This window comes from Cupriavidus sp. DF5525 (genome assembly GCF_040149425.2).
Classification (GTDB): Bacteria; Pseudomonadota; Gammaproteobacteria; order Burkholderiales; family Burkholderiaceae; genus Cupriavidus; species Cupriavidus pickettii_A.
Genome location: NZ_CP168266.1, coordinates 2,221,200 through 2,248,169 on the forward strand (window position 1 = coordinate 2,221,200; position 26,970 = coordinate 2,248,169).

Genomic DNA, 26,970 nt, shown 5'->3' on the forward strand with positions numbered 1-26,970 from the left:
GCACATTGGGGGCTGAATGTGCTGCCAGTTTGCCGCGTGCGCGGCGCAAACGCTTCACGGTGTCGTGAAAGATCGATTGCGCCGCCAAGAGTCGCCGGGTTCCCGGGTACGCGGGAACCACGTGTCTTTGATGCGTCTTCACGCGCCGCTTACGTCTCCACCTGCACGAACTCCCCCTCCCCCTGCGCCGCCTCCGCCGCCGCCTCGTCGTTCCTGTGCGCCAGCCGATACAACACCGGCAGCACCAGCAATGTCAGCGCCGTCGACGACAGAATGCCGCCGATCACCACCGTGGCCAGCGGCCGCTGCACTTCGGCCCCCGTGCCGGTCGCCAGCGCCATCGGCACGAAGCCGAGCGAAGCCACCAGCGCCGTCATCAGCACCGGCCGCAGCCGCGTCAGCGCGCCCTGGCGGATGGCGTCATCGAGCCCCTGCCCGCCCTCGCGCAGCGAGCGGATAAACGACAGCATCACCAGCCCGTTGAGCACTGCCACGCCGCACAGCGCGATAAAGCCCACCGCCGCCGAGATCGACAGCGGGATGCCGCGCAGCCACAGCGCCAGGATGCCGCCGGTCAGCGCGAACGGGATGCCGGTGAAAACCAGCAGCCCGTCCTTCACATTTCCGAACATGGCGAACAGCAGCACGAACACCAGCCCCAGCGCCAGCGGCACCACCACGCGCAGGCGCTCGGTGGCGGACTGCAGCTGCTCGAACGTGCCGCCCCAGCTGGTCCAGTAGCCCGCCGGGACCTGCACGCGCTCGCGGATGGCCGCCTCGGCCTCGGGCACGAAGCTGCCGATATCGCGCCCACGCACATTGGCGCTGACGACGATGCGGCGCTTGCCGTTCTCGCGCGAGACCTGGTTGGGGCCGGGGGCGAGCTCCACCGTGGCCACCTCGCTGAGGGGGATATAGCTGGTGCGCGCGGCACTGTCCTTCGGCAGCGCCACCGGCAGGCGCCGCAGCGCTTCCACGTCCTCGCGCACCGCATCGGGCAGGCGTACCACGATATCGAAGCGCCGGTCGCCGCTGAAGAACGTGCCCGACGTCTTGCCGCCGATCCCGATCGCCACCGCATCCTGGATATCGCTCATGTTCAGGCCATAGCGCGCCGCCTTGTTGCGGTCGATATTGACGGTCAGCATCGGCAGGCCGGTGGTCTGCTCGACCTTGACTTCGGCAGCGCCCGGGATGCCTTGCAACACAGCGGCGATGCGGTTGGCGGTCTGCTCCAGCACGGCGTTGTCGTCGCCGAACACCTTGACCGCCACGTCCGAGCGCACGCCCGAGATCAGCTCGTTGAAGCGCAGCTGGATCGGCTGCGAGAATTCATAGTTGTTGCCCGGCAGCTTGCCGACCTCCTCGCGGATCGCCGCGATCAGTTCGTCGCGGGTGCGCCGTGGCTCGGGCCATTGCGACCTCGGCTTGAGCATGATGTAGCCATCGGAGATGTTCGGCGGCATCGGGTCCGAGGCGATCTCCGCGGTGCCGGTGCGCGCGAAGATGCGCTCGATCTCCGGGAACTTCACCCTCAGCGTGGTCTCCACCTGCTGCTGCATCGCCACCGACTGCGTCAGGCTGGTACCGGGGATGCGCAGCGCCTGGACGGCAAGGTCGCCCTCGTTCAGGCTGGGCACGAACTCGCTGCCCAGCCGCGTGGCGATCGCCAGGCACAGCGCCACCGCGACGCCGGCAAAGGTCAGCACCACCGGCGTGGCCGCCAGCGAGCGCTCCAGCAGCACCGCATAGCGCCGGCGCGCCCACGCCATCAGCCGGTTCTCGCGCTCGGCCACGCGGTTGCCGATGGCCAGCGCCACCGCCGCCGGCACGAAAGTCACCGACAGCACCATCGCCCCCAGCAGCGCCAGCACCACGGTGATGGCCATCGGGTGGAACATCTTTCCCTCGACCCCGGTCAGCGCGAAGATCGGCAGGTACACCACGATGATGATCAGCTGCCCGTACAGCAGCGGCCGGCGCGCCTCGCGCGCGGCGGCAAAGACTTCGTGCAGGCGTTCGGAGCGCGTCAGCACACGGCCGTGTCGTTCCTGCGCATGCGCCAGCCGGCGCACGCAGTTCTCGACGATCACCACCGCGCCGTCGACGATGATGCCGAAGTCCAGCGCGCCCAGGCTCATCAGGTTGGCGCTGACGCGGTAGTGCACCATGCCCGTGAAGGTGAACAGCATCGACAGCGGGATCACCAGCGCGGTGATCAGCGCCGCGCGCAGGTTGCCGAGGAACAGGAACAGGATGGCAATCACCAGCACCGCGCCTTCGAGCAGGTTCTGCTTGACCGTGGCGATGGCCTTGTCGACCAGCGTGGTGCGGTCGTAGACCGTGATCGCTTCCACGCCAGCGGGCAAGGTGCGGTTGATCTCCGCCATCTTGCGGTCCACCGCCTGCGACACCGTGCGGCTGTTCTCGCCGATCAGCATGAACACCGTGCCCAGTACCACCTCGCGGCCGTTCTCGGTGGCGGCACCGGTGCGCAGCTCGCCGCCGGTCTGCACGGTGGCGACGTCGCGCACGCGGATCGGCTGGCCCTGCGCGGTGCCGACGATCACCTCGCGGATATCGTCGAGCGAGCGCACCTGGCCCGGCACGCGCACCAGGTATTGCTCGCCGCGCCGCTCGATATAGCCGGCCCCGACGTTGTCGTTGTTCTTCTCCAGCGCGGCCACCACGTCGGCCAGCGACAGGCCATACGACGCCATGCGCTCCAGGCTGGGTGCGACCACGTAGGCGCGCGCATGCCCGCCGATCGCATTGACCTCGGTCACGCCCGGCACGTTGCGCAATTGCGGACGGATCACCCAGTCCTGGATCTCGCGCAGGTCCGCGAGCGTGTAGGGCGTGCCATCAGGCTTGCGCGCGCCGGGGTCGGCCTCGACTGTCCACAGGTAGATCTCGCCCAGGCCGGTCGAGATCGGCCCCATCGCGGGCGTGATGCCGGCGGGCAGCTTGTCACGCGCTTCCTGGATGCGCTGGTTGACGAGCTGGCGCGCAAAGTGGATATCGGTGCCGTCGCGGAAGATCACCGTCACCTGTGACAGCCCGTAGCGCGACAGCGAGCGCGTCTGCTCCAGCCCCGGCAGGCCCGCCATCACGGTCTCGACCGGATAGGTGATGCGCTGCTCGGTCTCCAGCGGCGAGTAGCCCGGCGCGGCGGTGTTGATCTGCACCTGGACGTTGGTGATGTCCGGCACCGCGTCGATCGGCAGCCGGGTATAGCTGTACAGGCCGAGCGCGGCCATGGCCAGCACGGCCAGCAGCACCAGCCAGCGCTGCTCGATGGCAAAGCGGATCAGGCGTTCGAACATGGCTGCCTCCCGCTCAGTGCTCGTGCCCGGCGCTGGACTTGCCCAGCTCGGACTTGAGGATGAAGCTGTTGGCCGCGGCATAGCGCGCGCCTGGCTGCAGGCCTTCGGTAATCTCCACCAGCTTGCCGCCGGTGCGGCCCGTCTTGACCGGCTGTACCGCAAACCCGCCCGGCACCGCGACGAAGACCACACTCTGGCCGTCGACCTGTTGCACCGCATCCGCGGCCACCGTCACCGGCGCCTGCACCGGCACACCCAGCACGCTGACGGTGACGAACAACCCCGGGCGCCACGCCATGCCAGGGTTGGCCAGCGTCACGCGCGCCTTGGCGGTGCGCGTCTGCTCGCCCAGCAGCGCGCCGACGTAGGACACCTTGCCTTCGGCCTGCGTGTCGGAGGCGCTCGAGTGCACCGTGACCGACTCGCCCACGCGCACCTGGTCCAGGTCGCGCGCTGACACCACGAACTCGGCCCATACCGAACTCAGGTCGGAGATGGTGAAAACGCTGGCGTCTTCCTTGACCGCCTCGCCCAGCGACAGGTGCTTTTCCACCACGATGCCGTCGAACGGGGCGCGCAGCGCGAACTGGTTCAGGCTGCCGCCCTTGCCGGCGGGGGCCTCGGTGGCGCCGATCGCGGTCAGCTTCTGGCGCGCGTTCTGCACCGCGATCCGGGCTTCTTCCAGCGCCGTGCGCGCCTGCTGGTAGTCCTGTTCGGCGGAGATCTTCTCCTGCCACAAGGTCTTCTCCCGCGCGTAGGTGGCGCGCGCCAGCGCCTCGCGCCGCTGCGCCGCCAGCAGTTCGCTGCGCTGCTCGGCGAGCGCCGTGCTGGCGATCACTGCCAGCACCTGACCCCTGGCGACCTGCTCGCCCAGGTTGGCGGGCACCGCCTGCGCCACGCCCGCCACGCGCGGCACCACGTGCGCGGTGCGGTCGTCGTTGAAGCGGATCTCGCCCGGAAAATCGACGCTGCTGCGCAAGGGCGCGGGACCGGCGGTGGCGAGGCCGATGCCGGCCTGCTCGATCTGCGCGGGCGTCAGCGTGACCAGGTGCGGCTTGCTCTCGGCTTGCGGCGGCACGGCAGGCGCGCTGGCGCCGCCGTGGTCGGCCGCTTTGTCCCCGTCCTTGCCGTGCGCGTGCTCGTCGCCATGTTCGGCGTGTCCATGTCCGGCCTCCTCCCCGGCGCCGCCGCCCTTGCCGGTAAAGAGGATCGCCGCGCCGCCCAGCAGCCCGACGACCAGGATGGCCACCACGGCGGCCCGTTGTTGCTTGCTCATTGCCATGCTTGAAGCCTTCCGTATCAGTGTCCGAGGATGCGGTCGATGCTGGCCGCGGCGTCATAGGTGCGGGCCAGCACGTCCAGGTAGCGGATGCGTGCCTGGAACAGCGTGCGCTGGGCGTCCAGCACGTCGAGGAAATTGAACTTGCCCGCCTCGAAGCCGCGCGTGGCGGCGGCATAGGCCTGCTCGGCCGCGGGCAGCACCGAGGACTGCAGCGTCTGCGCCGCGGCGCGTGCTACCGAGAGCTGGGTCGAGGCCTGCTGCAGTTCGTTCGCCAGCCGGATGCGATTGGCGGCATGCGCGTCCTGCGCCTTGTCGGCGCGGCGCAGCGCCGCGTACAGGTTGCCCTGGTTGCGGTCAAAGAGCGGCAGCGGGATGGCTACGCCCAGCACGGCCATATTGCGGTTGGCCTCGTTGTCGCGCTTGGCGCCGAGGCTCACGGTGACATCCGGGTACTGGCGGCTGCGCGCCACCGCCACTTCGGCGCGGCTGCGCTCGGCCGACAGCCGGCTCGCCGCCAGCAGCGGCGCGTCTTCCAGCGCAGCCTGCAGCGCGGCGGGCGCGGGTCGCGACGGCAGCGCATCGAGATCGCCGCGCGCCTGCGCAAAGCCGGGCGCGGTATTGCCCCACAGCGCGGCCAGCGACTGCCGCGCCGATTGCAGCGCGCCGGTAGCTTCGGCCAGCTCCAGCTCGGCATTGGCCTGCTCGACCCGGGCGCGCGTTTCTTCCAGCGGCGCGACCTTGCCCGCGGCGACGCGCCGCCCTGCGGCCGCGGCGGCCTTGCTGGCGATGCCGACCGAGCCCTCGGCCAGCGTCACGCGCTCCTGCGCCACCAGCACGCCGAAGAAGCGCGCGATCACCGCCGCGCGCAGCTCGGCACGCACGCTGCCCAGCTCGGCCTGCGCCAGTTCGCGCCCGCGCTCGGCCACGCCGATGCGCGCGGCGCGCTTGCCCCCCAGCTCGATCGGCAGGTTGAACTGGCCGGTGGTGTTGCGCGTAGCGCGGCGCGTGTCTTCCATCAACACCGCCAGCTCCGGATTGGGCAGCACGCGCGCCTGCGTGACGTCGCCTTCGGTGGCGTCGAGTTCCTTGCCGGCGGCCGAGAGCGCGAAGCTGCCGGCTTCGGCCAGCGCCAGCGCGGCGTCAAGCGTCAGCGTGCCGGACGGCTCCTGCGCGGCGGGGGATGCCAATGGCTTGCCATCCACGGGCGCCATGGCGGGAGGCGGCGTCTGGGCGACGCCGGAGAACGGGCTGGATAGGGCGGCCGCCAGCCCAAGCGGCAGCAAAAGTCTTCGCATCGAATTGCACCAGGAAAGAAATCGGGGAATTCGGCGAGACGCCTGACGTCAGGGCATCAGGGAGAGCGGGGAAGCGCGTCGTCTCGCCGGCTAGGCGAGACGCAGCCACTGCGGACGGTCGGGCGCCCGCGCGCTGTGGGACGAGAAGCCTGGCTGCGAAGCCGGCGGCGCCAGTTCGACGCGGCGCATGGCCTGCACCTCAGGCGCATCGGCGCGCGCGAACGGCAGCGAGGCGATATGGCAGATGCCACAATCGGGATCGGCCAGGCCGAGCTTATCGGCGTCGGCGGCCTTGTCGCTGACCGTGCCGCCGGGCTTGTCGCTGGCTTTGCTGTGCGCACCACTGTCGGCTTTGTGCTGGTGCTCGTGGTGCCCCAGATGGGCCTTGGCCGATGCCGCCACCTCATGCCGGCAATACGCCGCCGCTCCCGCCCAGGCGAACTGGAGCGGCAGGATGAGCGCAAGGAGGATGAGGAGGAGGCGTTGCATGGTCGGGCGGCTTGCGCTGGCATCCGACGTGGCGGAGACAGCGAGCCGCAAGTTTAACCGAGTGGTGCCGGCCACTATCGCGACGGGGTCATTACATTTGCGTCATCGCCGCGATACCTGGCGGTCTGCACCCCTCTCCCGCGAGCGGGCAAGGGGAGCATCCACGAGGGCCGGTGGTCGCATCTAAACGCGTTCACATTACGACGCGCGGACACCCAGTCGTTATTCAATTTTTCTGAATAACTTATCCAGCACAAGCCCACTTTCCAGGCCGCTACCCCGCCTATAGTTCGTTACATGAACGGCACACACGCAACACAACACGTTCTGACAAATTCAACGAACAAGACCTGGAGAAATTTCATGACCAAGACCACCCGCCTCGTTTCCGCGCTGATCCTGTCGCTGGCCGCCCTGGGCACCGCGCAAGCCGCCACCGCCGCCGAACAGCTGCCCGGCGACAAGTACGGCTACAACTTCCGCACGCAAGACGTCTTCACCGACGGCGCCCGCGCCGGCAAGGCCGACCCGTACCTGGACGGCGCCCGCACGCTGGCCGCCATCACGGTGCCGGGTGACAAGTATGGTTATGAATTCCGCTCGCACGACGCCTTCACCGACGGCGCCCGTGCCGGCAAGCCCGACCCGTATGTGGACGGCGCCCGCACGCTGGCCGGCCTGGAGCGCAGCGGTGTATCGGCATCGCCGGCGCGCAGCTTCGATCCCTACACCGAAGGCAGCCGGGTTGGCGCGTTCGACCCGTACGGCGAGGGCGCACGTGCCTGATCGCATCGACAGCAGTCCGCAAGCTCAAGACGAAACGGCCAGCGCCTTTGCGCTGGCCTTTTTTCTTGTCTGAACGGCTGGCGGATCGCAGCTGCAGGCGGGCAAGCCGCAGCATCCAGGGCCGCACGGCCTGGCGCATGACGCCGGGTTTACGTTAGTTCGCTGCAGCACAAGCTGTCGGGGCGTATCGCCCTAGGGCCCCGCCAGCCCGCCTTCCTACCATTAGCTCACCGCCCCTTGGCCCATGCCCGGTGTGCGGCGCAAGCGGGATTCCAGGCAGGGCGGTTCATGACCTTCACGCATTCCCGTTGCTCCCATCGCCGTTCGCCGCGCCTGTCCGGCCGGGCCCGCGCCCTGGCGGAATCCCGCACCACAACAAGAAGGAGACAACATGCTGCATGACCTGCCTGCCCGCCCCGATACCGTGCATTGGGGCTATTTCGAAGCCACCAGGGCGCCCGCCCTGACCGTCAGGAGCGGCGATATCATCCGCGCGGAAGCGGTCACCCACCACGCCGGCGACGCACCCGACCTGATGATGGACCATGCCGTGCGCGCCATCTACGAGCAGATCCCCCATGAGGACCGCAATCCCGGCGTGCATATCATGACCGGTCCGATCTTTGTGGAAGACGCGAAGCCCGGCGACGTGCTTGAGGTCCGCTACCTGCAGATGATTCCGCGCTTCCGCTTCGGCGCCAACGTCGCCGCGCATTGGGGCCAGCTGTACCCGGAGTTCGAGAAGGAACGCGTCACCATCTACGAGCTGGACAACGCATCCAACACCGCCCACGCCCTCTATGCCTACGACTATCCGGGCAAGCTGACCACCCCCGGGAAGATTGTCGACCAGCGCGAATGCTGCCGGCAGCCCGCGCTGGCCGGGGTGCGCGTACCGGTTCGGCCCCATCTCGGCACGGCCGGCGTGGCACCGGACGCCCGGGGGCGAGTCTCCACCGTGCAACCCGGCCGGCACGGCGGCAATATCGACAACTGGCGCATCGGCGCCGGCGCCACCATGTACTACCCGATCGAAGTCGACGGCGCCTTGTTCTCGATCGGCGATCCGCATATCTCGCAGGGCGATGGCGAAATCAGCGGCACCGCCATCGAGGCCTCGCTGAACGTGCTGTTCCAGGTGGTGCTGCGCAAGGACTTCCACTTTCCGTCCCCGCTGCTGGAAACGCCTGACTGCTGGGTCGTCCATGGTTTTCACGAGGATCTCGACGAAGCCGGCAAGAACGCCGCGCGCGACATGATCCAGTTGCTGACCGAGCAGCAAGGGCTGTCGCGCGACGACGCCTATTCGCTGATGAGCGTGTCCGCCGATTTCGGCGTCACCCAGGTTGTCGACGGCACCCAAGGCATCCATTGCACGATGCCCCGGGCAATCTTCCCGCCCCGGCAGAAGGGTTGAGCGCCGCCCAGGCCCGCATTCCGAAACCATGCCGCCGGGCGCCGCGGCCAGCCATTGCCCGCCCGGGCGGCCGATCGAACGGAGAGTTCATGCAATACGTCTACATAGGTCGCAACGAGATCGTTGCGCTGGTCGTCGGGCTGGTCACGGGCACGCTGTACGCCTGGCTGGGCCTGCCGATCCCGGCACCGAACGTCATGGGCGGTATCTTCGCCATCCTCTTTACCTATATCGGCTACCTGATCGTCCACGCCTGGCGCCGCAGCATCACCTTCGGTCGCCCGCCGGTACGCGACGCCGTCACTGCGGATTCATGAGCATGGGGAATGCAATGGTCGAGATCGCATTGGGCAGTACGGAATTGCAGGCCGCGGCCGTTGGCCTGGTGACGGGGGTTGTTTACACTGCGGTACGCGCCCCGATCCCTGCACCAAACGTGCTTGGCGGCATCTTCGCCATCTTTGGCACGTTTGCCGGCTTTGTTCTGGTGGCGGCCATGCGAGGACAGCTGCTGTTTGGCTAGCCACGGTGCCAGCCTTCGCACGGCAAGGCAGAAACGGGGTAGGCGGCGCGTCTACCCCATTACCGTTGCAGGCCGATGCCAGGGAGGCTGAACTTGCACCTGTCGCCATTTTCCACCGAAGCCTATCCGCGCAACCGGCGCGGCGCCGCGTGGCGTGACCAGCTCAGGGCGGTGCGCTTGCGCTGTGAGAGCCTGTGCGCGGACCACACCCTGCACGGTGCGATCCAGTCCAGGGCGACAGCCGCCGGCATCGAGCTGGCCTATATCGCGTCGGTGCCGCAGACGCTGGCCGTGACTGCCGGCGAAGGCCGCGGCCTGATGCTGCTGATGCTGGCCGAGGGCGAAGCCATGCTGGGCGCGACGCCGGTCCGCGAGCGCCTGCAAGCCGGTGACATCCTGTGCGTACCCGAGGGCGCCGGCCCGGAGCTGGCGCTTGCCACGCCGTTCCGCCTGCTGGCTGTCCATCTCGGTACGGCGCTGACGGCGCGCATCGCCGCCCCCTTGCCGCGCGCGGCGATGCGGTTGGGCGGCGACACCGCGACACTGTTCGCGCGCGTGCTGCAATCGATCGCAGAGAGCTTCGAGACCATCGTCGCGGCGGAGCCACGGGCGCTGCAGCCCTTCGACAGCACCATCCCGGAATTCCTGACCGCCGCGCTGGCAAACGTCCAGCCCCGGCCGCTTCCCGGCATGACGTCGTCACGGGCGGCGATCTTCGCCAGGGTCTGCGGGCGCATCGATGCCCGCCTGGCCGAGTCGGGCCTGAGCCTGGCCGCCATTGCGGCGGACGAGCATGTCTCGGCGCGCTATCTGCAGAAACTGTTCGAGAAGTCGGGCAGCAGCTTTTCGGCGTACCTGCGCACCAGCCGACTCGAACGGTGCCGGGCCGACCTGGCCAATCCGCTTTACGACCGTCTGACGGTCTCCGATATCTGCTATCGCTGGGGCTTCAACGACCCTTCTTACTTCAGCCACGCCTTCCGCGACCAGTTCGGCCTGTCGCCGAGCGCATATCGCGAGCAAATGACGCTCGCCCCGGCCAGGCTGCTGACGCAGAAGGTCTCGCGGGGCCTGCCCGTCAACGCGCGGCTCCCTGCGGCAGCACCGGACGATGGCGCGTCCAGGACCAGGACGCCCGTGCAGCCGGCCCGCGCAGGAGCGCATGACGGGCGCCTGGGCGAGCGGCACCACTGGCTTCGCGCCACCGACAAGACCGTCCACTGGGGCTATCTCAGCCACGACCTGGCACCGGTACTCGAGGTCGAATCGGGCGACAGGCTCACGCTCGAAACGCTGACGCAGCATGCCGCTGACGACTGGGAGCGCATGGTCGCAGGCGACGCCGGCGCGGAGAGCGTGTTCCACTGGACCGCGCAGCAGAAGAATGTCAATCGGCGCGGCGCGGGCCCGATCGATGCCTCGGTCTATGGCCGCGGCGCGGGCGAAGGCTTCGGCGTGCATATCTGCACCGGCCCGGTGGCCGTGCGCGGCGCCATGCCCGGCGATGTGCTGGAAGTCCGGATCCTCGACGTGCGCCCGCGACCGTGCGCCGATCCGCGTTTCGCGGGCAAGGCGTTCGGCGCCAATGCGGCGACGTGGTGGGGCTTCCACTATCGGGACATGCTGACCGAACCGCGCGAGCGCGAGGTCGTCACGGTCTTCGAGATCGATTGCGAGCGCGCCGACGGCCGGGCACGCGCGGTCTACAACTTCCGCTGGACCCCGCAGCGCGACCCGTTCGGCGTGCTGCATCCCACCATCGACTACCCCGGCGTGCCCGTCGACCACGCCACCATCGTCAAGCGACACGACGTGCTGCGCGGCATCGACATCCCGATTCGCCCGCATTTCGGGGTGATTGCGGTGGCCCCGGCTCAGGACGGGCTGATCGATTCCATCCCGCCGTCGAGCTTCGCCGGCAACCTCGACAACTGGCGGGTCACGCGCGGCGCCAGTGTCTTCCTGCGGGTGGCCGTGCCTGGCGCCCTGCTCTCAGTCGGCGATCCGCATGCTTCCCAGGGGGATTCCGAACTGTGCGGCACCGCCATCGAATGCTCGCTGACCGGCGAATTCCAGCTGATTCTGCACAAGGCCACGCAGATCGCTCCCGGCGCGCCGTTTGCAGACCTGACCTACCCGCTGGTCGAGACGCCGGATGAATGGGTGCTCCACGGCTTCAGCTCGCCAAACCACCTGGCCGAGCTGGGGCAGAAGGCACAGAGCCACATCTACCTGAAGTCGACCCTGGACGAGGCCATGCGCGATGCGTTTCGCAAGGCACGGCGCTTCCTGATGTCGGTCAAGGGCCTGAGCGAGGATGAGGCGATCACGCTGATCTCGGTTGCGGTCGACTTTGGCATCACGCAGGTGGTCAATGGCAACTGGGGGGTGCACGCGATCATCCGCAAGTCGCTGTTCGCGGGCGCATGACAGACCGCGCCGCCTAGCCGATCCCCCGGAACTGCCCGCACAAGCGGAACACATCTTCCGACAACGGAATCCCCTTCGCCTTGCCATAGCGCGTCGCCAGCTTCAGCAATTCCTTGATATCGCGCCCGCTCGCCTTCGGATAGGCGCGTATCAGCACTTCGATCAAGCCATCGCCCAGTTCCGCGCCGAACTGCGCGGCCTGCAGCCGCCACAGCCGCCGTGCATCGTCCTTGCCGGGCGTCTCGTAGTGGATGGTGGCGATGCAGCGCGACAGGATGGCATCGTCGACATCGCCGATGCGGTTGGTGGTCATGAACAGCAGGCCATCGAAATATTCCAGCGTGCGCAGGAATTCCGCGACGATGGCGTTGTGTTCGAGGTCGTTGTCGCGGCAGCGGATATAGACGTCCGCTTCATCGAGCAGCAGGATCGCGTTCCAGCGCATGGCGCGGCGCAGGATCCCGGTCAGCGTGGCGCCGACCGACGCCGCCGTGGTGCCGAGCTGCCCCGAATGCACGCGATACAGCGGCTTGCCGACGACCTCGGCATAGACCTCGGCAGTGAGCGTCTTGCCCAGCCCCGGCGCGCCCTGGCACAGGATGGTGGTGCCGCCGGACTTGCCCGGCACGAAGTCCGGCACCAGCACGTCCATATGCGAGGTCAGGATATCGATCAGGTCGCGGTGATGGGCCGGCAGCACCAGCTTGTCGCGCAGTTCGGGCTGATAGCGGTATTCGGACAGGTGCTGCACATGGACCCAGATATTGCGGTGCCATTCCAGGTGGAACAGGTGCACATAGCAGTGCAGCGGCACCTGCTCGAAGCCCTCGTCCACGCCGGCATCGCGCCAGAACTCCGGGTCGCAGCTCATTTCGAAGCGGCGCTCCAGCCGTTCTTCGTCGTTCACGCACCGGGCCGGCGCAACCTCGGCGATGCGCGTCAGCTCGACGCTGCCCTTGGCATCGACCGTCAACGCCGAGCGCGCGGCGACGAACTGCGCGCCGAAACGGCGCTGGTAACGCACGAAGCGCCGCGCGTGCTGCTCGTATTCCTGCCGGAACTCCGCGCATTCCTTGTAGAAGCCGAACTCCGCCAGCAGCTCCGGGATGGTGCGGTTGGCGATATCGTCGCGCGTGATCACCATCGAGGTGGTCATGCCGGCGCGGCGCTTGTGGTGGTCGGTCAGTTCCGAGTTGGCGGACTGCATGGTATTGGCCAGCATGTCGACCACCACGTAGGGCATGCCCTGGTCGGGCGCGACATAGCGCATGCGGCGCACCAGCCAGGGCAGCAGCACGCCGTCGCGGTTGCGCTGGTAGAGCCAGCCATCGATGGCATCGCGCGCCAGGTAGGCCACCAGGCCCGGGATCAGCTGGTCGAGCCCCGGGATCGTGCGCGCCTGCGGAGCGTTGTGGATATTGTCCAGCGCCAGCATCTGGAACATCAGCGCGCGCTGGTTCTGCGACTTGCTCAGTGTGTACAGCGAATTGAGCGCGTGCGCATCGAACAGTTTGCTCGACACCAGCATGTCGCCGTGGCACACGCCATGCTCCTGCAGCTGCTTCGCCAGCGGCGATCCGGTTTCGATCAGCGCCAGCAGGGGATCGACCAGCGCCTGCGGAATTTCAAAGTCCATGGACCACACTCCGGTTGATTGGCTTGCCCGCGCACGCCGGGGTCCGGCGTGTCACTGCAGGAAGAATTCGATCGCCTGGTCGACGACCGGCGGATGGATGACGTGCAGGCCATCGAACTCGACGTAGCGCACGTCGTAGCCGGCGGCCTTCAGCCTGGCCGCATTGGCACGGCCGCTGGTCGCGATTGGCAGCTGCTCGTCGTCCAGGCCGTGCGCCACGAACACCCGGGGCGCGCCCTCCTGCATGAACACCGACATGAAGCCGCCGGAGAACGCCATCACATGGCTGGCGATATCGCCGTTGGTGATGCCAAGCGAGAGCGCGTAGCTCGCGCCGTCGGAGAAGCCGGCAAAGCCCAGCCGTTGCGGATCGATCCGGTAGCGCGAGGTCACCGCCGTCAGCGCCTGGTGCAGCCGCTCCAGGTCGGGGCCGTTGCCGCCGATCACGATGTCCCAGGTCGGAAACATTGAATGCGGTGCCAGCACCAGGAAGCCGTGGCGCTGCGCATGCGACTCCAGGTGGGGCAGGACCTTTTCCGGGAAGCCGCCGGCGCCATGGAACATCACCAGCAGCGGCACCGGCGTGGCGGGGTCGAGGCTATCCGGGACGAACAGCACGGCATCGCGCGCGCCGGCCACGCCCAGGTGGTGGCGCCCGGGCGGCAGCGGCGCGTGGCGCGGTTCGGCAGGGGTAAAGGACAGGCGACCAAACAGCGAGGGATCGAGCATGGCTGGTGTCGGTGGCTTTGTGATATTCTGTATATTACATACAAAACCACGCCACAGCCACATCATGTCGCCATAGACCCTCTCAGGCGCCGATTGCGTAACACGTAGGCAGCTCGTGAACGGGGGGCCAGTTCCCTGGGGCCGGCCCTGACCGTTGGATAGCGCGCAGGTGGGGGACTACATGGCGGTCTTGCCGCCGTTGACGCCAAGAATCTGACCCGAGATATACCTGGACCGATCTGACGCCAGGAAGACAATGGCATCGGCGACCTCTTCCGCGGTGCCGATGCGACCGGCCGGGATGGTCGCGGCAACTGCCGCGATCCGCTCGGCGCCTCCCGCAATGCGCTCCAGCATGCCTGTGTCGATGGGGCCAGGCGCCACGGCATTCACGCGTACGTTGGACCTGCTTGCCTCCAGGGCAGCAGCCTTGGTCAGGCCCTCGATCGCGTGCTTGCTCGCGACATACATCGGATTCTGCGCATTGCCGCGGCTTCCCATCGTGGAGGAAAGGTTCACGACAACGCCCTGCTCCTGCGCCAGCATCACGCGCAACTCGTGCTTCATGCTGAGGAACGTCCCCAGGACATTGGCGTCGAAGGTCGCCGAATAGGATTCGACAGTCTGGTCGACAATCGACCCGCCCGTTCCTTCCGTTCCTGCACTGTTCACTGCAACATCGAGCCGTCCAAAGCGCGAAACGGTGCGGTCGACGAGTTCGCGGACTTGCTCCTCGTTGCTGACGTCGGCCGCGACAAACTCGGCCTCGGCGCCCATGTCGCGGAGTTCGGCAACAAGCGCGGCGCCGGCAGAGACATTGCGGCCGGAGCAAACCAGCTGAGCGCCCTCGCGACCGAATGCGAGCGCGGTTGCGCGGCCAATCCCGGAGGTAGCTCCGGTAACCAGAACGACGGGGCGAGTCATCATGTATTCCTCTTTTGTCTCAAAACAGAACTAATGGATCGGATTGATTCAGCCTGGGATCCGTCAAGGATGAGTCCCCGGCTCCCCGCTTGCGCCAGTCCGTGACACTGCAACCAAACGCGGCGTGGAACCAATGGCAGAAACTGCTCTGCGCCGAAAAGCCCAGCAGCCCCGCGACCTCCCCGATCGGTAGGTCGCTCTCTTGCAGGTGGCGCATCGCCAGCTCCGAGCGCACCTGGTTGAGGAGGGCTGAGAATGTCAGCCCTTCGGCGCTGAGGTAACGGTGCAGCGTGCGGCGATCGACGCGCAGGAGATGCGCCACCTGCTGGGTCGTGCAGCGCCCACCCGGTAGCAAGGCCAGGATCAGTTCCCGGCATGATTCGCGCACGCCTTCTTCGCGGTGCCGCAGCGCCGCCTCCAGGTAGTCCCTCGCGAAGCGCGCGGCGCCGGGATTGTCGGGCGTGCGCGCAATTTGCAGGTCCGCCGCCGCGCAGACCAGGCCGTTGAATGGCTGGTTGAACGTCGGGCTGCGTCCGAAGAAGGCGCGGTGCGCCGACGCGTCGACGGGCGGGCGGTGCGTGAAGCAAATCTGAAGCGGCCGCCACTGGGGACCGATCAGCTCGCGCAGGATGCGGAACTTCACGCCGACCGCCAGTTCCGTTGCCTGCCGCATGGCCACGCCGGGACTGGGCAGAAGCTCATCGCGGATGATCACGGCCGGCCCGGCGTCCTCGATGCGAGTCATCAGGGTGGCGCTAAGCAGTTTCAGGTAGCGGCACAAGGTATCGAGCGCCTGCCGTGGGGTAGGTTCTTCCTTCAGCACCAGGCTGATGGGCCCCAGGTTGGAGAAGCTGCGCCGCGCCGCCAGCCGCAGGGCAAGGTCCTCCACGCCGGTAGCGCGCGCGGTGACTTCGAGCAGTTCGCGCACGGCGTGGCTGGGGATGGGCGTTTCGGGGTTTTCCAGCAAGCGCGCTGAAAGTCCCACGCCTCGCAGGAAGGCATGGGGATCGCGCCCGAGCGACTCCACCAGTTCGATGTAGCCGTTCAGGCTGGCGCTACGGATAAGTTTGCCGACGTATTGCATAGCTTTCGCGACTGCCTCGGAGCCCCATGACGACCGGCCGCGAATGCGAGGAACGGTGCGCGGTTGCGCACAGCGGGTCAGAACGCGACCGCATGCTTTCCTTTCAGTTGCAGCATGTCGCGCGTTTCATCGGGCGTCGCCACTTCCAGGTTCAGCGATCTCAGGATCGAAACAATGCGCTGCACTTGCCCGCCGTTGCTCGTTGCGAGCCGGCCCGGCCCATCCCAGAGGGAATCCTCGAGCCCCACCCGGACATTTCCGCCCATCGACGCTGCCATGGTGGCAAGCGGAAACTGGCTGCGGCCGGCGCCCAGCACGGACCAGTAGTAGTCCTTGCCGAACAGCCGCTCCGCCGTCCTGCGCATATGCATGACGTCGTCGGGGTGAGAGCCGATTCCGCCCAGCAGGCCAAAGACCGACTGAATGAAAAACGGTGGCTTGAGGATGCCGCGGTCGATGAAATGCGCCGCCGTGTAGAGGTGGCTGGTGTCATAGCACTCGATTTCGAACCGGGTGCCATGGTCTGCGCAGGATTCAAGGATGTAGCGGATCTCCTTGAAGGTATTGCGGAACACCCGGTCTTCCGAACCTTCCAGGTAAGGCCGCTCCCAGTCGTACTTGAATTCCTTGTGCCGGCCAAGCATCGGATACAGGCCGAAGTTCATCGAACCCATATTCAGCGAAGCCACTTCCGGCTTGAGCTGCAACGCGGGCTGCAGCCGCTCTTCCACCAGCATGTTTGGCGCGCCGCCGGTGGTGAGATTGATCACCACATCCGAACGCTCGGCAATGGTCGGAAGAAAGGCCCGGAACAGCGCCGGGTCCTGCGACGGCTGGCCGTTCTCGGGCTTGCGCGCATGCAGATGGACGATCGAGGCGCCGGCTTCGGCGGCCGCGATCGCCTCCCGGGCGATCTCATCCCCCGTAATCGGGAGGTAAGGCGACATGGTCGGCGTGTGAATTCCGCCGGTCACGGCGCAGGTCACGATGACCTTGCTTTGGGGTGCTGCCATGACTGGTGTCTCCGCTTCATTCAGCCTTGAAGTTGATCGAGCGCAATAGCTTGCCCTGGCGTTCGTGGGATTCACGCACGTCCGCGGAAAGCTCTTCGCTGGTAGCCGCCGAACCGACCTCCATGCCCAGTTCCTCGACCTTTTTCCGGACTTCCGGCGATTGCGTCGCCTTGAGCGCGGCGTCGCGCATCTTCGACACCACAGCTGGCGGTACGCCTTGCGCTGACCAGAGCCCCATCCAGCTGACTTCCTTGAGGTCGGGGAATCCCAGTTCGGCGAAGGTCGGCACATCAGGGAGCGCGGGGACCCGCTTGGGGTAGGCAATGGCAAAGGCCCGTAGCTTCCCCGACTTGATGAACGGAAGCGAAGTTGCCGGGCCGTCGAACATGAGCGGAACGTGCCCGCCCATGACGTCCTGTAACGCAGGCGGCGACCCCTTGTAGCTCACGTTCCCCGCCGTCAGTCCGGCAAGGCGATTGAATTGCACAGCGATGGTCTGGCTACGCATGCCGGGACCGAAATTCGCATAGTCGACCTTGCCCGGGTTCGCCTTGACATAGGTGATCAGTTCGCCGAGGCTTTTCGCGGGCAGGCCGGGATTGCCGACAAGTACGAGGCCCTGCCGGGTAAGCTGTGCAATCGGAACGATTTCCTTGAACGGGTCGTAGGACACCTGCATGGTGTGGGGCACTTCCGCGGCAATGCCCTTTTGAATCAACAGGAAGGTGTAGCCGTCCCGCGGCGCCGACAGCAGGCCATGAACGCCGATCGTTCCCGCTGCGCCGGCCTTGTTCTCCACGATCACAGGCTGTCCGAGCGGGCGTTGCAGCTCATGCGCAAACAGGCGCGCCAGGATATCTGCCGTTCCACCCGGCGGGGCGCCAACGATGATCCGCACGGGCTTGGTCGGCCACTCGGCGGCATTCGCCGCGGGCGCGGCCGACAGCAGTGGAACAAGGGCAATCGTGAGCGCCAGGGCCTGGCGCGCAATCGAGGGGGCGCGTTTCATCGAAATTCCTTTCGTGGTGCCAACTGGGTGGCGACTGAACACAGATTCTGTGGGGTCGCTCCGCCAGGCGCTTTGCATTGCACGACAGAGTCTTTGCAAATCGCGCCAAGGGCCCGGCCTGCCGGCGGCAAGCGAAATCCTGCAGCACCCGGGATAGCAGGCATGTCTAGAGCGCCGCTTGCGGACGTCGCCACTTCTCGTTTTCTTCTCTGTCCCAAATAAGCAAATGAATGTCCCCGATAAGCAAGCGGGGAATTGCGGGTGCCCGGGATACTCGGGGGAACGGATCGAAGCCGGATGCCTCCTGCTGAACCGACCGCAACCTATCCCCCTGGAGAACAAACATGAATTTTCTCGACGGCCACCTCTTCCCCGAAAACCAGCAACCCCTGATCATCACGGCCGCACCCTATGCGCCCGGCTGGTTGCCTGGCGACTTTCCCGAGGACATCCCGGTCACGATGGAAGACCAGATCCAGAAGGCGGTGGACTGCTACAACGCCGGTGCCACGGTGCTGCACCTGCATGTGCGCGAACTCGATGGCCGGGGCAGCAAGCGCCTGTCCAAGTTCAATGAACTGGTTGCCGGCGTGCGCAAGGCGGTGCCCGAGATGATCATCCAGGTCGGCGGTTCGATCTCCTTCGCCCCCGAGAACGAAGGCCAGGCCGCCAAGTGGCTGTCTGACGATACCCGCCACATGCTGGCCGATCTCGAACCCACGCCGGACCAGGTCACGGTGACCGTCAACACCTCGCAGATGAACGTCACCGATCAGGCCGAAGATGCGGATTTCAGGGGCACCTCGCGCGCAAACCCCGCGATCTTCGACGCCTACAAGGAAATGACGGTGCCCGCGCAGCCGGGTTGGGTGGAGGAGCATGTCCGCCGCCTGACTGCCAAGGGCATCCAGAGTGCATTCCAGTGCTACAACCTCAACAGCTTTGAGTCGGTGGAGCGTCTGATGCGCCGCGGCTTCTACAAGGGCCCGCTGGTCATGAACTGGGTGGCCATCGCCGGCGGCATGGATACGCCCAGTGTCTACAGCCTCGCAAACTTCATTCGAGCTGTGCCCGATGGCGCCGTGGTCACGGTGGAAAGCAACGTGCGCAACGTACTGCCGGTCAACATGATGGGCATTGCCGCGGGCCTGCACGTGCGCTGCGGCACTGAGGACTGCCTGTGGAACCAGTCCCGCACCGAGAAGATGAGCACGGTGAAGCAGATCGAGCAGCTGGTGCGGATCTCGCGCGAGTTCGGCCGCGAGATCGCCACCGCGAAACAGGCGCGCGAGATCTCGAAGATCGGCGTGTTCTATGACACGGTGGAGGAATCCCTGCAGGCGAACGGCTTCGCCCCCAATCGCAACGGGGGCAACCAGGGCTTCCTGCGCAAGACGTTCTGAGCGCGGATCAGCGACAACTGACGTTGTCGGCTTGCCGGGAGAGCGGCCGGACGGTGGCGCATGTGTGCAGTGCACGGGAGCCGGCGAGCGGGCGCCTCCGGCCGCACCTCGCGATAGGTGTTTACTCCAACTTCTATATAGGAATCTTGACACAGCCTGGGGCTGAAAATACCTTCACTGTCAGCAACGCCGCGTCACCGACCGGCGACGATTCGCCTGAGATCCCATGAGCATCCTGATTCGCAGCGCCCTCCTGGTCAAGTTCTCCGAGATTGCCCGCACGCTGGGTGTCGACCCGGAGCGCATGATCCACCACGTCGGGGCCGACCAGTCCTGTATATGTTCGCCGGACCTGCATGTCCCGGAAGCGTGGCTGGCCGAGGTGCTGGATTCCACCGAGCAGGCCTCCAGCTGCGCTTCGGTGGGCCTGCTGATGGCGGAAGCGTGGCGGCTGTCTGACTTCGGCCCCATCAGCCTGCTGCTGCAGCACCAGCCGACGCTGCGCCATGCACTGGGGCAGGTGGAGACCTATCGTCACCTGCTGAGCGAGTCCCTTTCCCTCCACGTCGAGGAAGCCGACGATATCGCCATCGTCCATCAGCAGTTGATTACGGAGAGGTCCGAGCCGGGAAGGCAGCGTGTCGAGCTTTCGGTCGGCGCGCTGCTGTGCCTGATGAAATCGATGCTGGGGGGACGGTGGAAGCCGCGCAGCGTGCATTTCTCGCATGCCGCGCCCGCAAGCCTTCATATCCACCATCGGCTGTTCGGCACAAGAGTCGACTTTGGATGCGACTTTAACGGCATCATATTGGACCAGCAGGACCTTGATCGACCCAATCCGCTGGGCGACGTGAACCTGTCCCGCTACGCCAAGGAGTTCCTTGACCAGAATTCGCGCGGCAGACAGGCTTCCATGGCGTCCAACGTCCGTCGCGCGGTCCACATGCTGTTGCCGCGCGGCCGAAGCGGCATCGACCAGGTGGGCGAGAAGCTCGGGATGAGCGCCCGCACGCTGCAACGACGGCTTGAGCAGGAAGGCGAAGAGTTCTCCTCCGTGGTGAATGAGGTCCGACGCGGCCTGGCCAACCGCTACCTTGGGGACCACAGATATCCCGTGTCCCAGGTCGCGATGCTGGTCGGGTTCTCCGAGGTAAGCACCTTCTCTCGCTGGTTCAGCGCGCAATTCGGCAAGTCACCGACGCGCTGGCGCGGCGAACTGCTTATGTGAGCAGGCTAGCCATGCCAGTACCGTGGACCGCCTGACGACCGGGTCCGCATCGATACCCTCGGCCCGACATCAGCGCCTGGCAGGAACGCCTCGATTGCATCCAGGCGTGCGCACGCGATCTGCTTCCATTCTTCCGCGAAGGCAAGCTTCGCCTCCCGATCGACCGCACCTTCCCGATGGATGCGATCGCCGACGCCTACGCGTACATCGCGAGCAGCCAGCACATGGGCAAGATCGTGCTCGTTGCCGATTAAGTTCCGGGCTCGCTCAGCGGCAGCGTTGCCACTTTCCGTGGTCCTGGCGCGACTCGCCAAATTGTGGCGCGATGGGTCAAGCGCGCGGTGACGCGAGTGCCGACAATCGAAGCCAGGCTATCTGCTACCGGCCGGTGGGCCTGTCAATCTCACACGCCAAAGGAAGAGTCGTTATGCAAGTCAATCCCCTCACATGCTCGATTGGAGCCGAACTGTCGGGCGTGAATCTCGCCGACGTGGCGCGGGACGATACGCTGTTTGCGGAGATCAAGGCACTGCTGTTGAAACACCGGGTGCTGTTCTTCCGCGACCAGGACATCACGCGCGCCGACCATGTTGCATTCGCCAGGCGCTTCGGTGAGCTGGAAGACCACCCTGTCAACAATACGGTACCGGGGTACCCGGGCCTGATCGAGATCTACAAGAGCGACAAGCGGGATCATTTCGAGAATACCTACCACACCGATGCGTCGTGGCGCGCGAGCCCGCCCAAGGGCGCGGTGCTGCGCTGCATTTCGTGCCCGGACGTGGGTGGCGACACCATCTGGGTGAACATGGTCGAGGCCTACAAGAACCTGCCGGAAGAGATCAAGCAGAAGATTGCGGGTCTGCGTGCCAAGCATGGGATCGAGCATTCGTTCGGCGCGATCATGACCACGGAGGAGCGTGAGGAACTGGTGCGGAAGAACCCCCTGGTGGACCACCCGGTGGTCAGGACGCACCCGGAGACAGGAGAAAAGATCCTGTACGTGGGACCGTTCTCGACGCACTTCATCAACTACCACACGCCGGAGAACGTGCGCGTCGGCCAGGACAAGACCCCGGGCGCAAGCCTGCTGCTGAACTACCTGATCAGCCAGGCTGCGATTCCGGAGTACCAGGTGCGCTTCCGCTGGAAGCCGAACAGCGTAGCGATCTGGGACAACGTGGCGACACAGCACTACGCCGTGAGCGACTACTGGCCGGCGCCGCGCAGGATGGAACGCGCCACGATCAAGGGCGATCGCCCCTTCTGAGGATGGTACGCGCCCGGCACTGCATAGGCGCGACCGCATTACCACGAGACGCTGGCCACGCCACGCATCCCGCCGTCGCGCGGGAACGTCCACGCCTAACTATGAACTCGAACTCCATGACCTCCAACAAGCTGCCGACGGTTGTGATCGTCCCGGGCCTGCGCGATCACATGCCCGATCACTGGCAAACGCTGCTGGCCGAGCATTTGCAGAAGCAAGGCAGAGCCGTACACATCGTGCCCCAGATCGACCAGGACCAAAGGCTGCGCAGTGCGCGGGTGGCCAACCTGGATCGCGTCGTGAGCGGCATCGAAGGCCCGGTCATCCTGGTGGCCCACAGCGTCGGCGTTCTGATCACCGTGCACTGGGCGCAACAAGCCAGCCGCGAAATCAAGGGGGCGCTGCTGGCCGCACCTCCTGATTACGAGACGCCCTTGCCCGCCGGCTACTCCGACCCGCAGACGCTGGCGAGGAATGGCTGGACACCGGTGCCGCGCGAGCGCCTGCCGTTTCCCAGCATCGTCGTCGCCAGCCGCAATGACCCGATCGGCAAGTTCGAGCGCATCCGCGAGCTTGCGCAGGACTGGGACAGCCGCTTCGTCGACGCCGGCCACGTCGGCCATCTTTCGCCAGCCGATGGATATGGCACGTGGCCGATGGCGGAGGAACTGATTCAGGAGTTGTAAGCAGCAGCAAGGGCTTCAGCTGTCAGGTGAAGCCCGTGGGACCGTTCCATGGCGGCAACGGCAAGGCAAGGCCCGGCCTGCGGGCAGTAAGCCGGCAGCCAGGTCATTGCGAATCAACCAAGAACACAGACAAGGGAGGCAAGGTTGCAGATGAGGAAGGACAAGAACAAGCGTTGGGTCAGGCAAGGGGAAGCGCTGAAGTCAGACGGACGGGCTCGATGGACAGGCTCGCTCATCACCCTGGCCGCACTGGGCACTTTCGCCGGCGTGGCCTCGGCACAATCGAGCGTCACCCTCTATGGGGTGGCTGACATGGCCATCGAGTATGTCAATCATGTCGGCGTGGTACCGACCGCCGCCAATGGATTCAATCCGGGGCCGGGCAACAGGGTTTACCGCATGGACTCCGGCGGCCTGGCAGGTTCCCGCTGGGGTCTGCGCGGCGTGGAGGACCTGGGCAGCGGCACCAAGGCGATCTTCGTGCTGGAATCGGGCTTTAACCTGGATACCGGCACGCTGCAGCAAGGTGGCCGCATCTTCGGCCGTAATGCGTATGTTGGCCTGCAGAGCGATCGCTACGGGCAGATCACCTTTGGTCGCCAGTACACGTCGCTGTTCGATGTAATGGCAAACTTCGTTCCGGCTGCCTACGGAACGCTGTATGAGCCGTCGGCAGTGCTGCTCGGCCCGAACTTCCGCGAAGACAACACCGCGAAGTACAAGGGTGTCTTTGGTCCGCTGAGCGCCTCGGCGCACTGGTCCTTCGGCACCGGACTGGCCTTGCCGCAAACAACACCCGGGGGCGTTGCATTGGGTGGAAGTGGCGAGGTACCCGGGCAGTTCCGTCGGGACTCCGCCTACGGCGCAGGGCTGAGCTACAACGGCGGGGCGTTCGGCGTGGCCGCTGGCTACGATCAGCTGAATCCGACCATTGGCACCGGCACCGGCACCTTCAAGAGTGCTGCCGTGGCGGCCAGCTACACGTTCGGCACCACCGCCAAGATCATGGCCGGCTACCGCTGGAACATGAACAAGGATCAGAGAGATGTCCTGATAAAACGGGATGACTTCTACTGGATCGGCGCCAGCTACAAGGTCATACCCGCGCTGGAACTCACGGTCGAGTACAACTACGACAACGTCAGGAACCTGTTCGGCAGTACGTCCGTTGCCAATCCCTGGCAGGTTGCATTCATTGCCACCTACGGCTTCTCGAAGCGCACTGACGTCTACCTGACCACGGCGTTTTCCAAGAACGCTGGCCTGACGCTCGACTCGGCGGCGAATGGCTATGCCAGCAGCCTCGCTCTTGGCAACAGCTATTCCCTGGGCAGGGGCGAGAGCACCATGCTGGGTGCCGCGATTGGCGTTCGGCACAAGTTCTGATGTGCAGCCGGTCTGCAAGACGCGTATTTCGCTGAGTCAGCCGTGCTCGGTCTAGCCCACCGCTCATGCTACTGACCTGGCGTTGCACTTCATTAGCAGAGGTTGTCTCCGCCTGAATGCCGACCATCCGCTAAGCGACACTTTCCACGTCATTCCCGGCTTCAGAGGATCCACGGGCATAGGCTTGTGGATCCTCTTTTTGATTTGAAGCAGGCGCTGATTCATTCCAGATCCGGACCCACGCATCCGGCACCATGGCATGCGTACCAGGCTGACAGCCTGGTCTCTCGACAACGCGCCACGAACCGCGCCCTGCCACGCTCCGAGGCCTCAGTCGCCGTTTCGGTCTGGCTCTGCATCGTATCGCCGCGCAAGTCTCTGCGCATATCGATATGGCCTTTCCTTCGTTCCCCCGCCGGCCCCCGTTCCCTATCCTGAGCCCCTACGCATCCGTCAGGGAGGGACTCACTCATGAACGCACCGTTGGACTTCGATGCCCGGCATGCGCTGCGCGCCGCGCTGGAACAGGTGCCGGCGCTGGCGCAGGACATCGGCGTCGACGCCGCCGCGCGCGAGGCGCGGCGCGTGCTGCCCTATGAGGGCTTCGCGCTGTTCCGCAAGTCCGGACTCGGGCTGCTTAGGCTGCCAGTGGAATGGGGCGGGCTGGGCGGATCGCTGGTCGACCTGTTCGAGGTCATCGCCACCATCGCGGCCGACGAATCGAATGTCGCGCACGCGCTGCGCATCCACTTCGACCAGACCGAATTGCTGCGCCTGGCGCCGCGCTCGGCGTTCAACGACCTGCAGGTACAGCGCATCGTCGAGGGCGCGACCTTCGGCGGCGCCTCCACCGAGCGCGGCACTTCGCGCCCGGGAGAAATCACCACCGCGCTGCGCCGAGACGGCGACCACTATCGCCTGAGCGGCAAGAAGTACTACGCCACCGGCACCGCCTTTGCCGACTACGCACGCATCAACGTGCGCGACGCCGACGGCGCCGACGTCTTCATCATCATCCCGACCAACCGCCCCGGCTTCAGCGTGGTCGACGACTGGGACGGCATGGGGCAACGGATGACGGCCAGCGGCAGCCTGTTGTTCGATGACGTGCAGGTGTTCGCCGATGAAGTGGCGCCGCGCGCCAACAGCACGCTGGCCGGACGCCATTGCGGCGCGCTGCGCCAGCTGCACCTCGTCGCGGTGGCTGCGGGTATCGTGCGCAATGCCTGGGCCGATGCCCGGCACTATGTGCTCGACCATGGCCGCCCGGTGCTGCACAGCCCGGCGCCGACCGCGCGCGAGGACCATTTCATCCAGCAGGTGATCGGCGACCTGGCCGCGCACAGCCATGCCATCGACGCGCTGGTGCGCGAGAACGCGCGCGTGCTGGACCGTTCGGCCGATGCGCTGCTGGCGCAGACGGACGACGCCGGAGCGCTGGTGCTGGAAGGCGCCCTGGCAACGGCCCAGACCCAGCTCGTGGTCAGCAAGCTGGCGCTGCACGTGGCGGAGCGCTTGTTCGAAGCCGGCGGCGCTTCGGCGACTGCACGGCGGCACAACTTCGACCGTCACTGGCGCAACCTGCGCACGATCTTCAGCCACAACCCGCTGCTGCACAAGGCGCGGGTGGTGGGCGCGTACCACCTCAACGGCGACACCACGCACCTCACCGAAGGCCGCGTGTTCTGAGGAAGCGGCCCGGAGACCCCGATGACAGCAAGCCCCTCGCAGCGACAGCTGCACCTCAATATCAACGCCCTCCATGCCGGCTTCGTGCCGTCGGCGTGGCGGCTGCCCGCCAGCGATCCGCGCGCGTTCTTCGACGTCGGCCACTACGTGCGCGTGGCGCGCATCGCCGAAGCGGGCAAGTTCGACGCGATCTTCCTGGCCGACAATGCCTCGATCGCCGACCAGATCAACTTCCGGCCGATCACGGCGCTGGAACCGACCCTGCTGCTTGCCAGCGTCGCGGCGGCCACCACGCATATCGGCCTGGTAGCCACGGCATCGACCAGCTACAACGAGCCCTACAACATCGCCCGCCGCTTTGCCACGCTAGACCATGTCAGCGGCGGCCGTGCCGGCTGGAACGTGGTGACCACGGCCGATGCCGGCTCGGCGCGCAACTTCGGCCGGGCCGCGCCGCCCGAGCACGGGCATCGCTATGCGCGCGCCGACGAGTTCACCCGCATCGTCAAGGCGCTGTGGGACAGCTGGGAAGACGACGCCTTTATTGGCGACAAGGACAGCGGGCGCTTTGTCGATACCGGCAAGCTGCAGCCGATTGCCCACCACGGCACGTTCTTCGACGTGCAGGGGCCGCTGAACCTGCCACGTTCGCCACAAGGCCATCCTGTCGTGTTCCAGGCCGGCGGATCCGCCGATGGCCGCGAGCTGGCGGCGCTGCATGCCGAAGCGGTGTTCTCCGCCTCGCAGTCGTTCGACGAGTCGCTCGCCTACAAGCGGGAGATCAATGCGCGCGCCGAAGCGCTCGGGCGTGGGCCGAACGCGGTGAAGGTGCTGCCGGGCCTGACCACGATCATCGGCGCCACCGAGGCGCAGGCACGGCAACGCCGCGACGAGCTGGTCGACCTGATTCCGTGGGACTACAGCCTCACGCGCGTAGCGGGAACGCTTGGCATCCCGGTGGAGCGTCTCAGCCTGGACGCGCCGCTGCCGGATAACCTGCCCCTGCCCGCCAACGGCAACCACACGTTCTTCCGCGCCACCGTGGCGCTGGCGCAGCGCCAGCGCCTGACGGTGCGCGCGCTGATCCGCGAACTCGCCGGCGGCGGCGGGCATCGCGTGATCGTCGGCACGCCCGAGCAGATCGCCGACGACATCGAACACTGGTTCCGCCACGGCGCCGCCGACGGCTTCAACCTGATGCCCGATGTGCTGCCGGATGGCCTGCAGCACTTTGTCGACGGCGTGGTGCCGATCCTGCAGCGGCGCGGCATCTTCCGTACGGAATACGAGGGCACCACGCTGCGCGCGCACCTGGGCCTGGAAAGACCGGCGGGACGCTTGCCGGCGCAAGCCGCGGCGTAAGCG

General features: G+C 66.4%; 23 protein-coding genes. 13 read left to right on the top strand and 10 right to left on the bottom strand.

Annotation, left to right across the window (positions count from 1 at the left end):
- Positions 1–149: 149 nt before the first annotated feature.
- From ABNX08_RS31390 to czcI, 4 genes are all read right to left on the bottom strand, one after another.
- On the bottom strand, positions 150–3,326 hold the full coding sequence (locus tag ABNX08_RS31390) for a CusA/CzcA family heavy metal efflux RND transporter (RefSeq protein ID WP_022539697.1): 3,177 nt from the start codon (positions 3,324–3,326) through the stop codon (positions 150–152).
- 13 nt (positions 3,327–3,339) lie between these two features.
- On the bottom strand, positions 3,340–4,608 hold the full coding sequence (locus ABNX08_RS31395) for an efflux RND transporter periplasmic adaptor subunit (RefSeq protein ID WP_022539698.1): 1,269 nt from the start codon (positions 4,606–4,608) through the stop codon (positions 3,340–3,342).
- A 17-nt stretch (positions 4,609–4,625) separates the two neighbouring features.
- Positions 4,626–5,903, bottom strand: a complete 1,278-nt coding sequence (locus tag ABNX08_RS31400) for a TolC family protein (protein WP_022539699.1) — start codon at positions 5,901–5,903, stop codon at positions 4,626–4,628.
- Between the two features lie 90 nt (positions 5,904–5,993).
- Positions 5,994–6,392: a cation efflux protein, CzcI family gene (gene czcI, locus ABNX08_RS31405; RefSeq protein ID WP_022539700.1), complete on the bottom strand. Its 399-nt coding sequence runs from the start codon at positions 6,390–6,392 to the stop codon at positions 5,994–5,996.
- A gap of 363 nt (positions 6,393–6,755) precedes the next feature.
- Between czcI and ABNX08_RS31410 the strand changes: the two genes are divergently transcribed.
- The 5 genes from ABNX08_RS31410 (at position 6,756) to ABNX08_RS31430 (ending at position 11,548) form a co-directional block, all read left to right on the top strand.
- Entirely contained in the window at positions 6,756–7,178 is a 423-nt protein-coding gene (locus ABNX08_RS31410; RefSeq protein WP_022539701.1) for a hypothetical protein, read from the top strand.
- Positions 7,179–7,569: 391 nt separating this feature from the next.
- Entirely contained in the window at positions 7,570–8,595 is a 1,026-nt protein-coding gene (locus ABNX08_RS31415; RefSeq protein WP_022539702.1) for an acetamidase/formamidase family protein, read from the top strand.
- Positions 8,596–8,684: 89 nt separating this feature from the next.
- Positions 8,685–8,912, top strand: coding sequence for a XapX domain-containing protein (locus ABNX08_RS31420; RefSeq protein ID WP_022539703.1), 228 nt, complete (start codon positions 8,685–8,687; stop codon positions 8,910–8,912).
- A gap of 14 nt (positions 8,913–8,926) precedes the next feature.
- Positions 8,927–9,118 (top strand): DUF1427 family protein, encoded by a 192-nt coding sequence (locus ABNX08_RS31425; RefSeq protein WP_041681862.1) that lies wholly within the window; start codon positions 8,927–8,929, stop codon positions 9,116–9,118.
- A gap of 93 nt (positions 9,119–9,211) precedes the next feature.
- Positions 9,212–11,548: an acetamidase/formamidase family protein gene (locus ABNX08_RS31430; protein WP_349607269.1), complete on the top strand. Its 2,337-nt coding sequence runs from the start codon at positions 9,212–9,214 to the stop codon at positions 11,546–11,548.
- 13 nt (positions 11,549–11,561) lie between these two features.
- On the opposite strand, the gene ABNX08_RS31435 is transcribed toward ABNX08_RS31430, so the two are convergent.
- From ABNX08_RS31435 to ABNX08_RS31460, 6 genes are all read right to left on the bottom strand, one after another.
- Positions 11,562–13,184, bottom strand: a complete 1,623-nt coding sequence (locus ABNX08_RS31435) for an ATP-binding protein (protein WP_022539706.1) — start codon at positions 13,182–13,184, stop codon at positions 11,562–11,564.
- A gap of 51 nt (positions 13,185–13,235) precedes the next feature.
- Positions 13,236–13,913 (bottom strand): esterase, encoded by a 678-nt coding sequence (locus ABNX08_RS31440; RefSeq protein ID WP_041681863.1) that lies wholly within the window; start codon positions 13,911–13,913, stop codon positions 13,236–13,238.
- A 177-nt stretch (positions 13,914–14,090) separates the two neighbouring features.
- Positions 14,091–14,837, bottom strand: coding sequence for a glucose 1-dehydrogenase (locus ABNX08_RS31445; protein ID WP_041681864.1), 747 nt, complete (start codon positions 14,835–14,837; stop codon positions 14,091–14,093).
- A gap of 19 nt (positions 14,838–14,856) precedes the next feature.
- Positions 14,857–15,921 (bottom strand): AraC family transcriptional regulator, encoded by a 1,065-nt coding sequence (locus ABNX08_RS31450; RefSeq protein WP_022539709.1) that lies wholly within the window; start codon positions 15,919–15,921, stop codon positions 14,857–14,859.
- A gap of 77 nt (positions 15,922–15,998) precedes the next feature.
- A complete protein-coding gene (locus ABNX08_RS31455; RefSeq protein ID WP_022539710.1) occupies positions 15,999–16,934 on the bottom strand; it encodes a 3-keto-5-aminohexanoate cleavage protein in 936 nt (311 codons plus the stop codon).
- Between the two features lie 16 nt (positions 16,935–16,950).
- Complete coding sequence (locus ABNX08_RS31460; protein WP_022539711.1) at positions 16,951–17,943, bottom strand: tripartite tricarboxylate transporter substrate binding protein; 993 nt, start codon at positions 17,941–17,943, stop codon at positions 16,951–16,953.
- Between the two features lie 344 nt (positions 17,944–18,287).
- On the opposite strand from ABNX08_RS31460, the gene ABNX08_RS31465 reads away from it, so the two are divergent.
- The 8 genes from ABNX08_RS31465 (at position 18,288) to ABNX08_RS31500 (ending at position 26,967) form a co-directional block, all read left to right on the top strand.
- Complete coding sequence (locus ABNX08_RS31465; protein WP_022539712.1) at positions 18,288–19,346, top strand: 3-keto-5-aminohexanoate cleavage protein; 1,059 nt, start codon at positions 18,288–18,290, stop codon at positions 19,344–19,346.
- Between the two features lie 226 nt (positions 19,347–19,572).
- The gene (locus ABNX08_RS31470) at positions 19,573–20,574 is read left to right on the top strand and encodes an AraC family transcriptional regulator (protein WP_022539713.1); all 1,002 of its coding nucleotides are present in this window, start codon (positions 19,573–19,575) and stop codon (positions 20,572–20,574) included.
- 119 nt (positions 20,575–20,693) lie between these two features.
- Positions 20,694–20,828 carry a zinc-binding dehydrogenase gene (locus ABNX08_RS31475; RefSeq protein WP_374063733.1) on the top strand — a complete coding sequence of 45 codons (135 nt, stop codon included), beginning with the start codon at positions 20,694–20,696 and terminating at the stop codon, positions 20,826–20,828.
- Between the two features lie 173 nt (positions 20,829–21,001).
- Positions 21,002–21,844 carry a TauD/TfdA family dioxygenase gene (locus ABNX08_RS31480; RefSeq protein ID WP_041681865.1) on the top strand — a complete coding sequence of 281 codons (843 nt, stop codon included), beginning with the start codon at positions 21,002–21,004 and terminating at the stop codon, positions 21,842–21,844.
- Between the two features lie 116 nt (positions 21,845–21,960).
- Positions 21,961–22,530 carry an alpha/beta hydrolase gene (locus ABNX08_RS31485; protein ID WP_041681866.1) on the top strand — a complete coding sequence of 190 codons (570 nt, stop codon included), beginning with the start codon at positions 21,961–21,963 and terminating at the stop codon, positions 22,528–22,530.
- Positions 22,531–22,680: 150 nt separating this feature from the next.
- Positions 22,681–23,916 (top strand): porin, encoded by a 1,236-nt coding sequence (locus ABNX08_RS31490; RefSeq protein WP_022539716.1) that lies wholly within the window; start codon positions 22,681–22,683, stop codon positions 23,914–23,916.
- A 471-nt stretch (positions 23,917–24,387) separates the two neighbouring features.
- Positions 24,388–25,605 carry an acyl-CoA dehydrogenase family protein gene (locus ABNX08_RS31495; RefSeq protein ID WP_022539717.1) on the top strand — a complete coding sequence of 406 codons (1,218 nt, stop codon included), beginning with the start codon at positions 24,388–24,390 and terminating at the stop codon, positions 25,603–25,605.
- 21 nt (positions 25,606–25,626) lie between these two features.
- Positions 25,627–26,967: an LLM class flavin-dependent oxidoreductase gene (locus tag ABNX08_RS31500; protein WP_022539718.1), complete on the top strand. Its 1,341-nt coding sequence runs from the start codon at positions 25,627–25,629 to the stop codon at positions 26,965–26,967.
- The last annotated feature ends 3 nt before the right edge of the window (positions 26,968–26,970 follow it).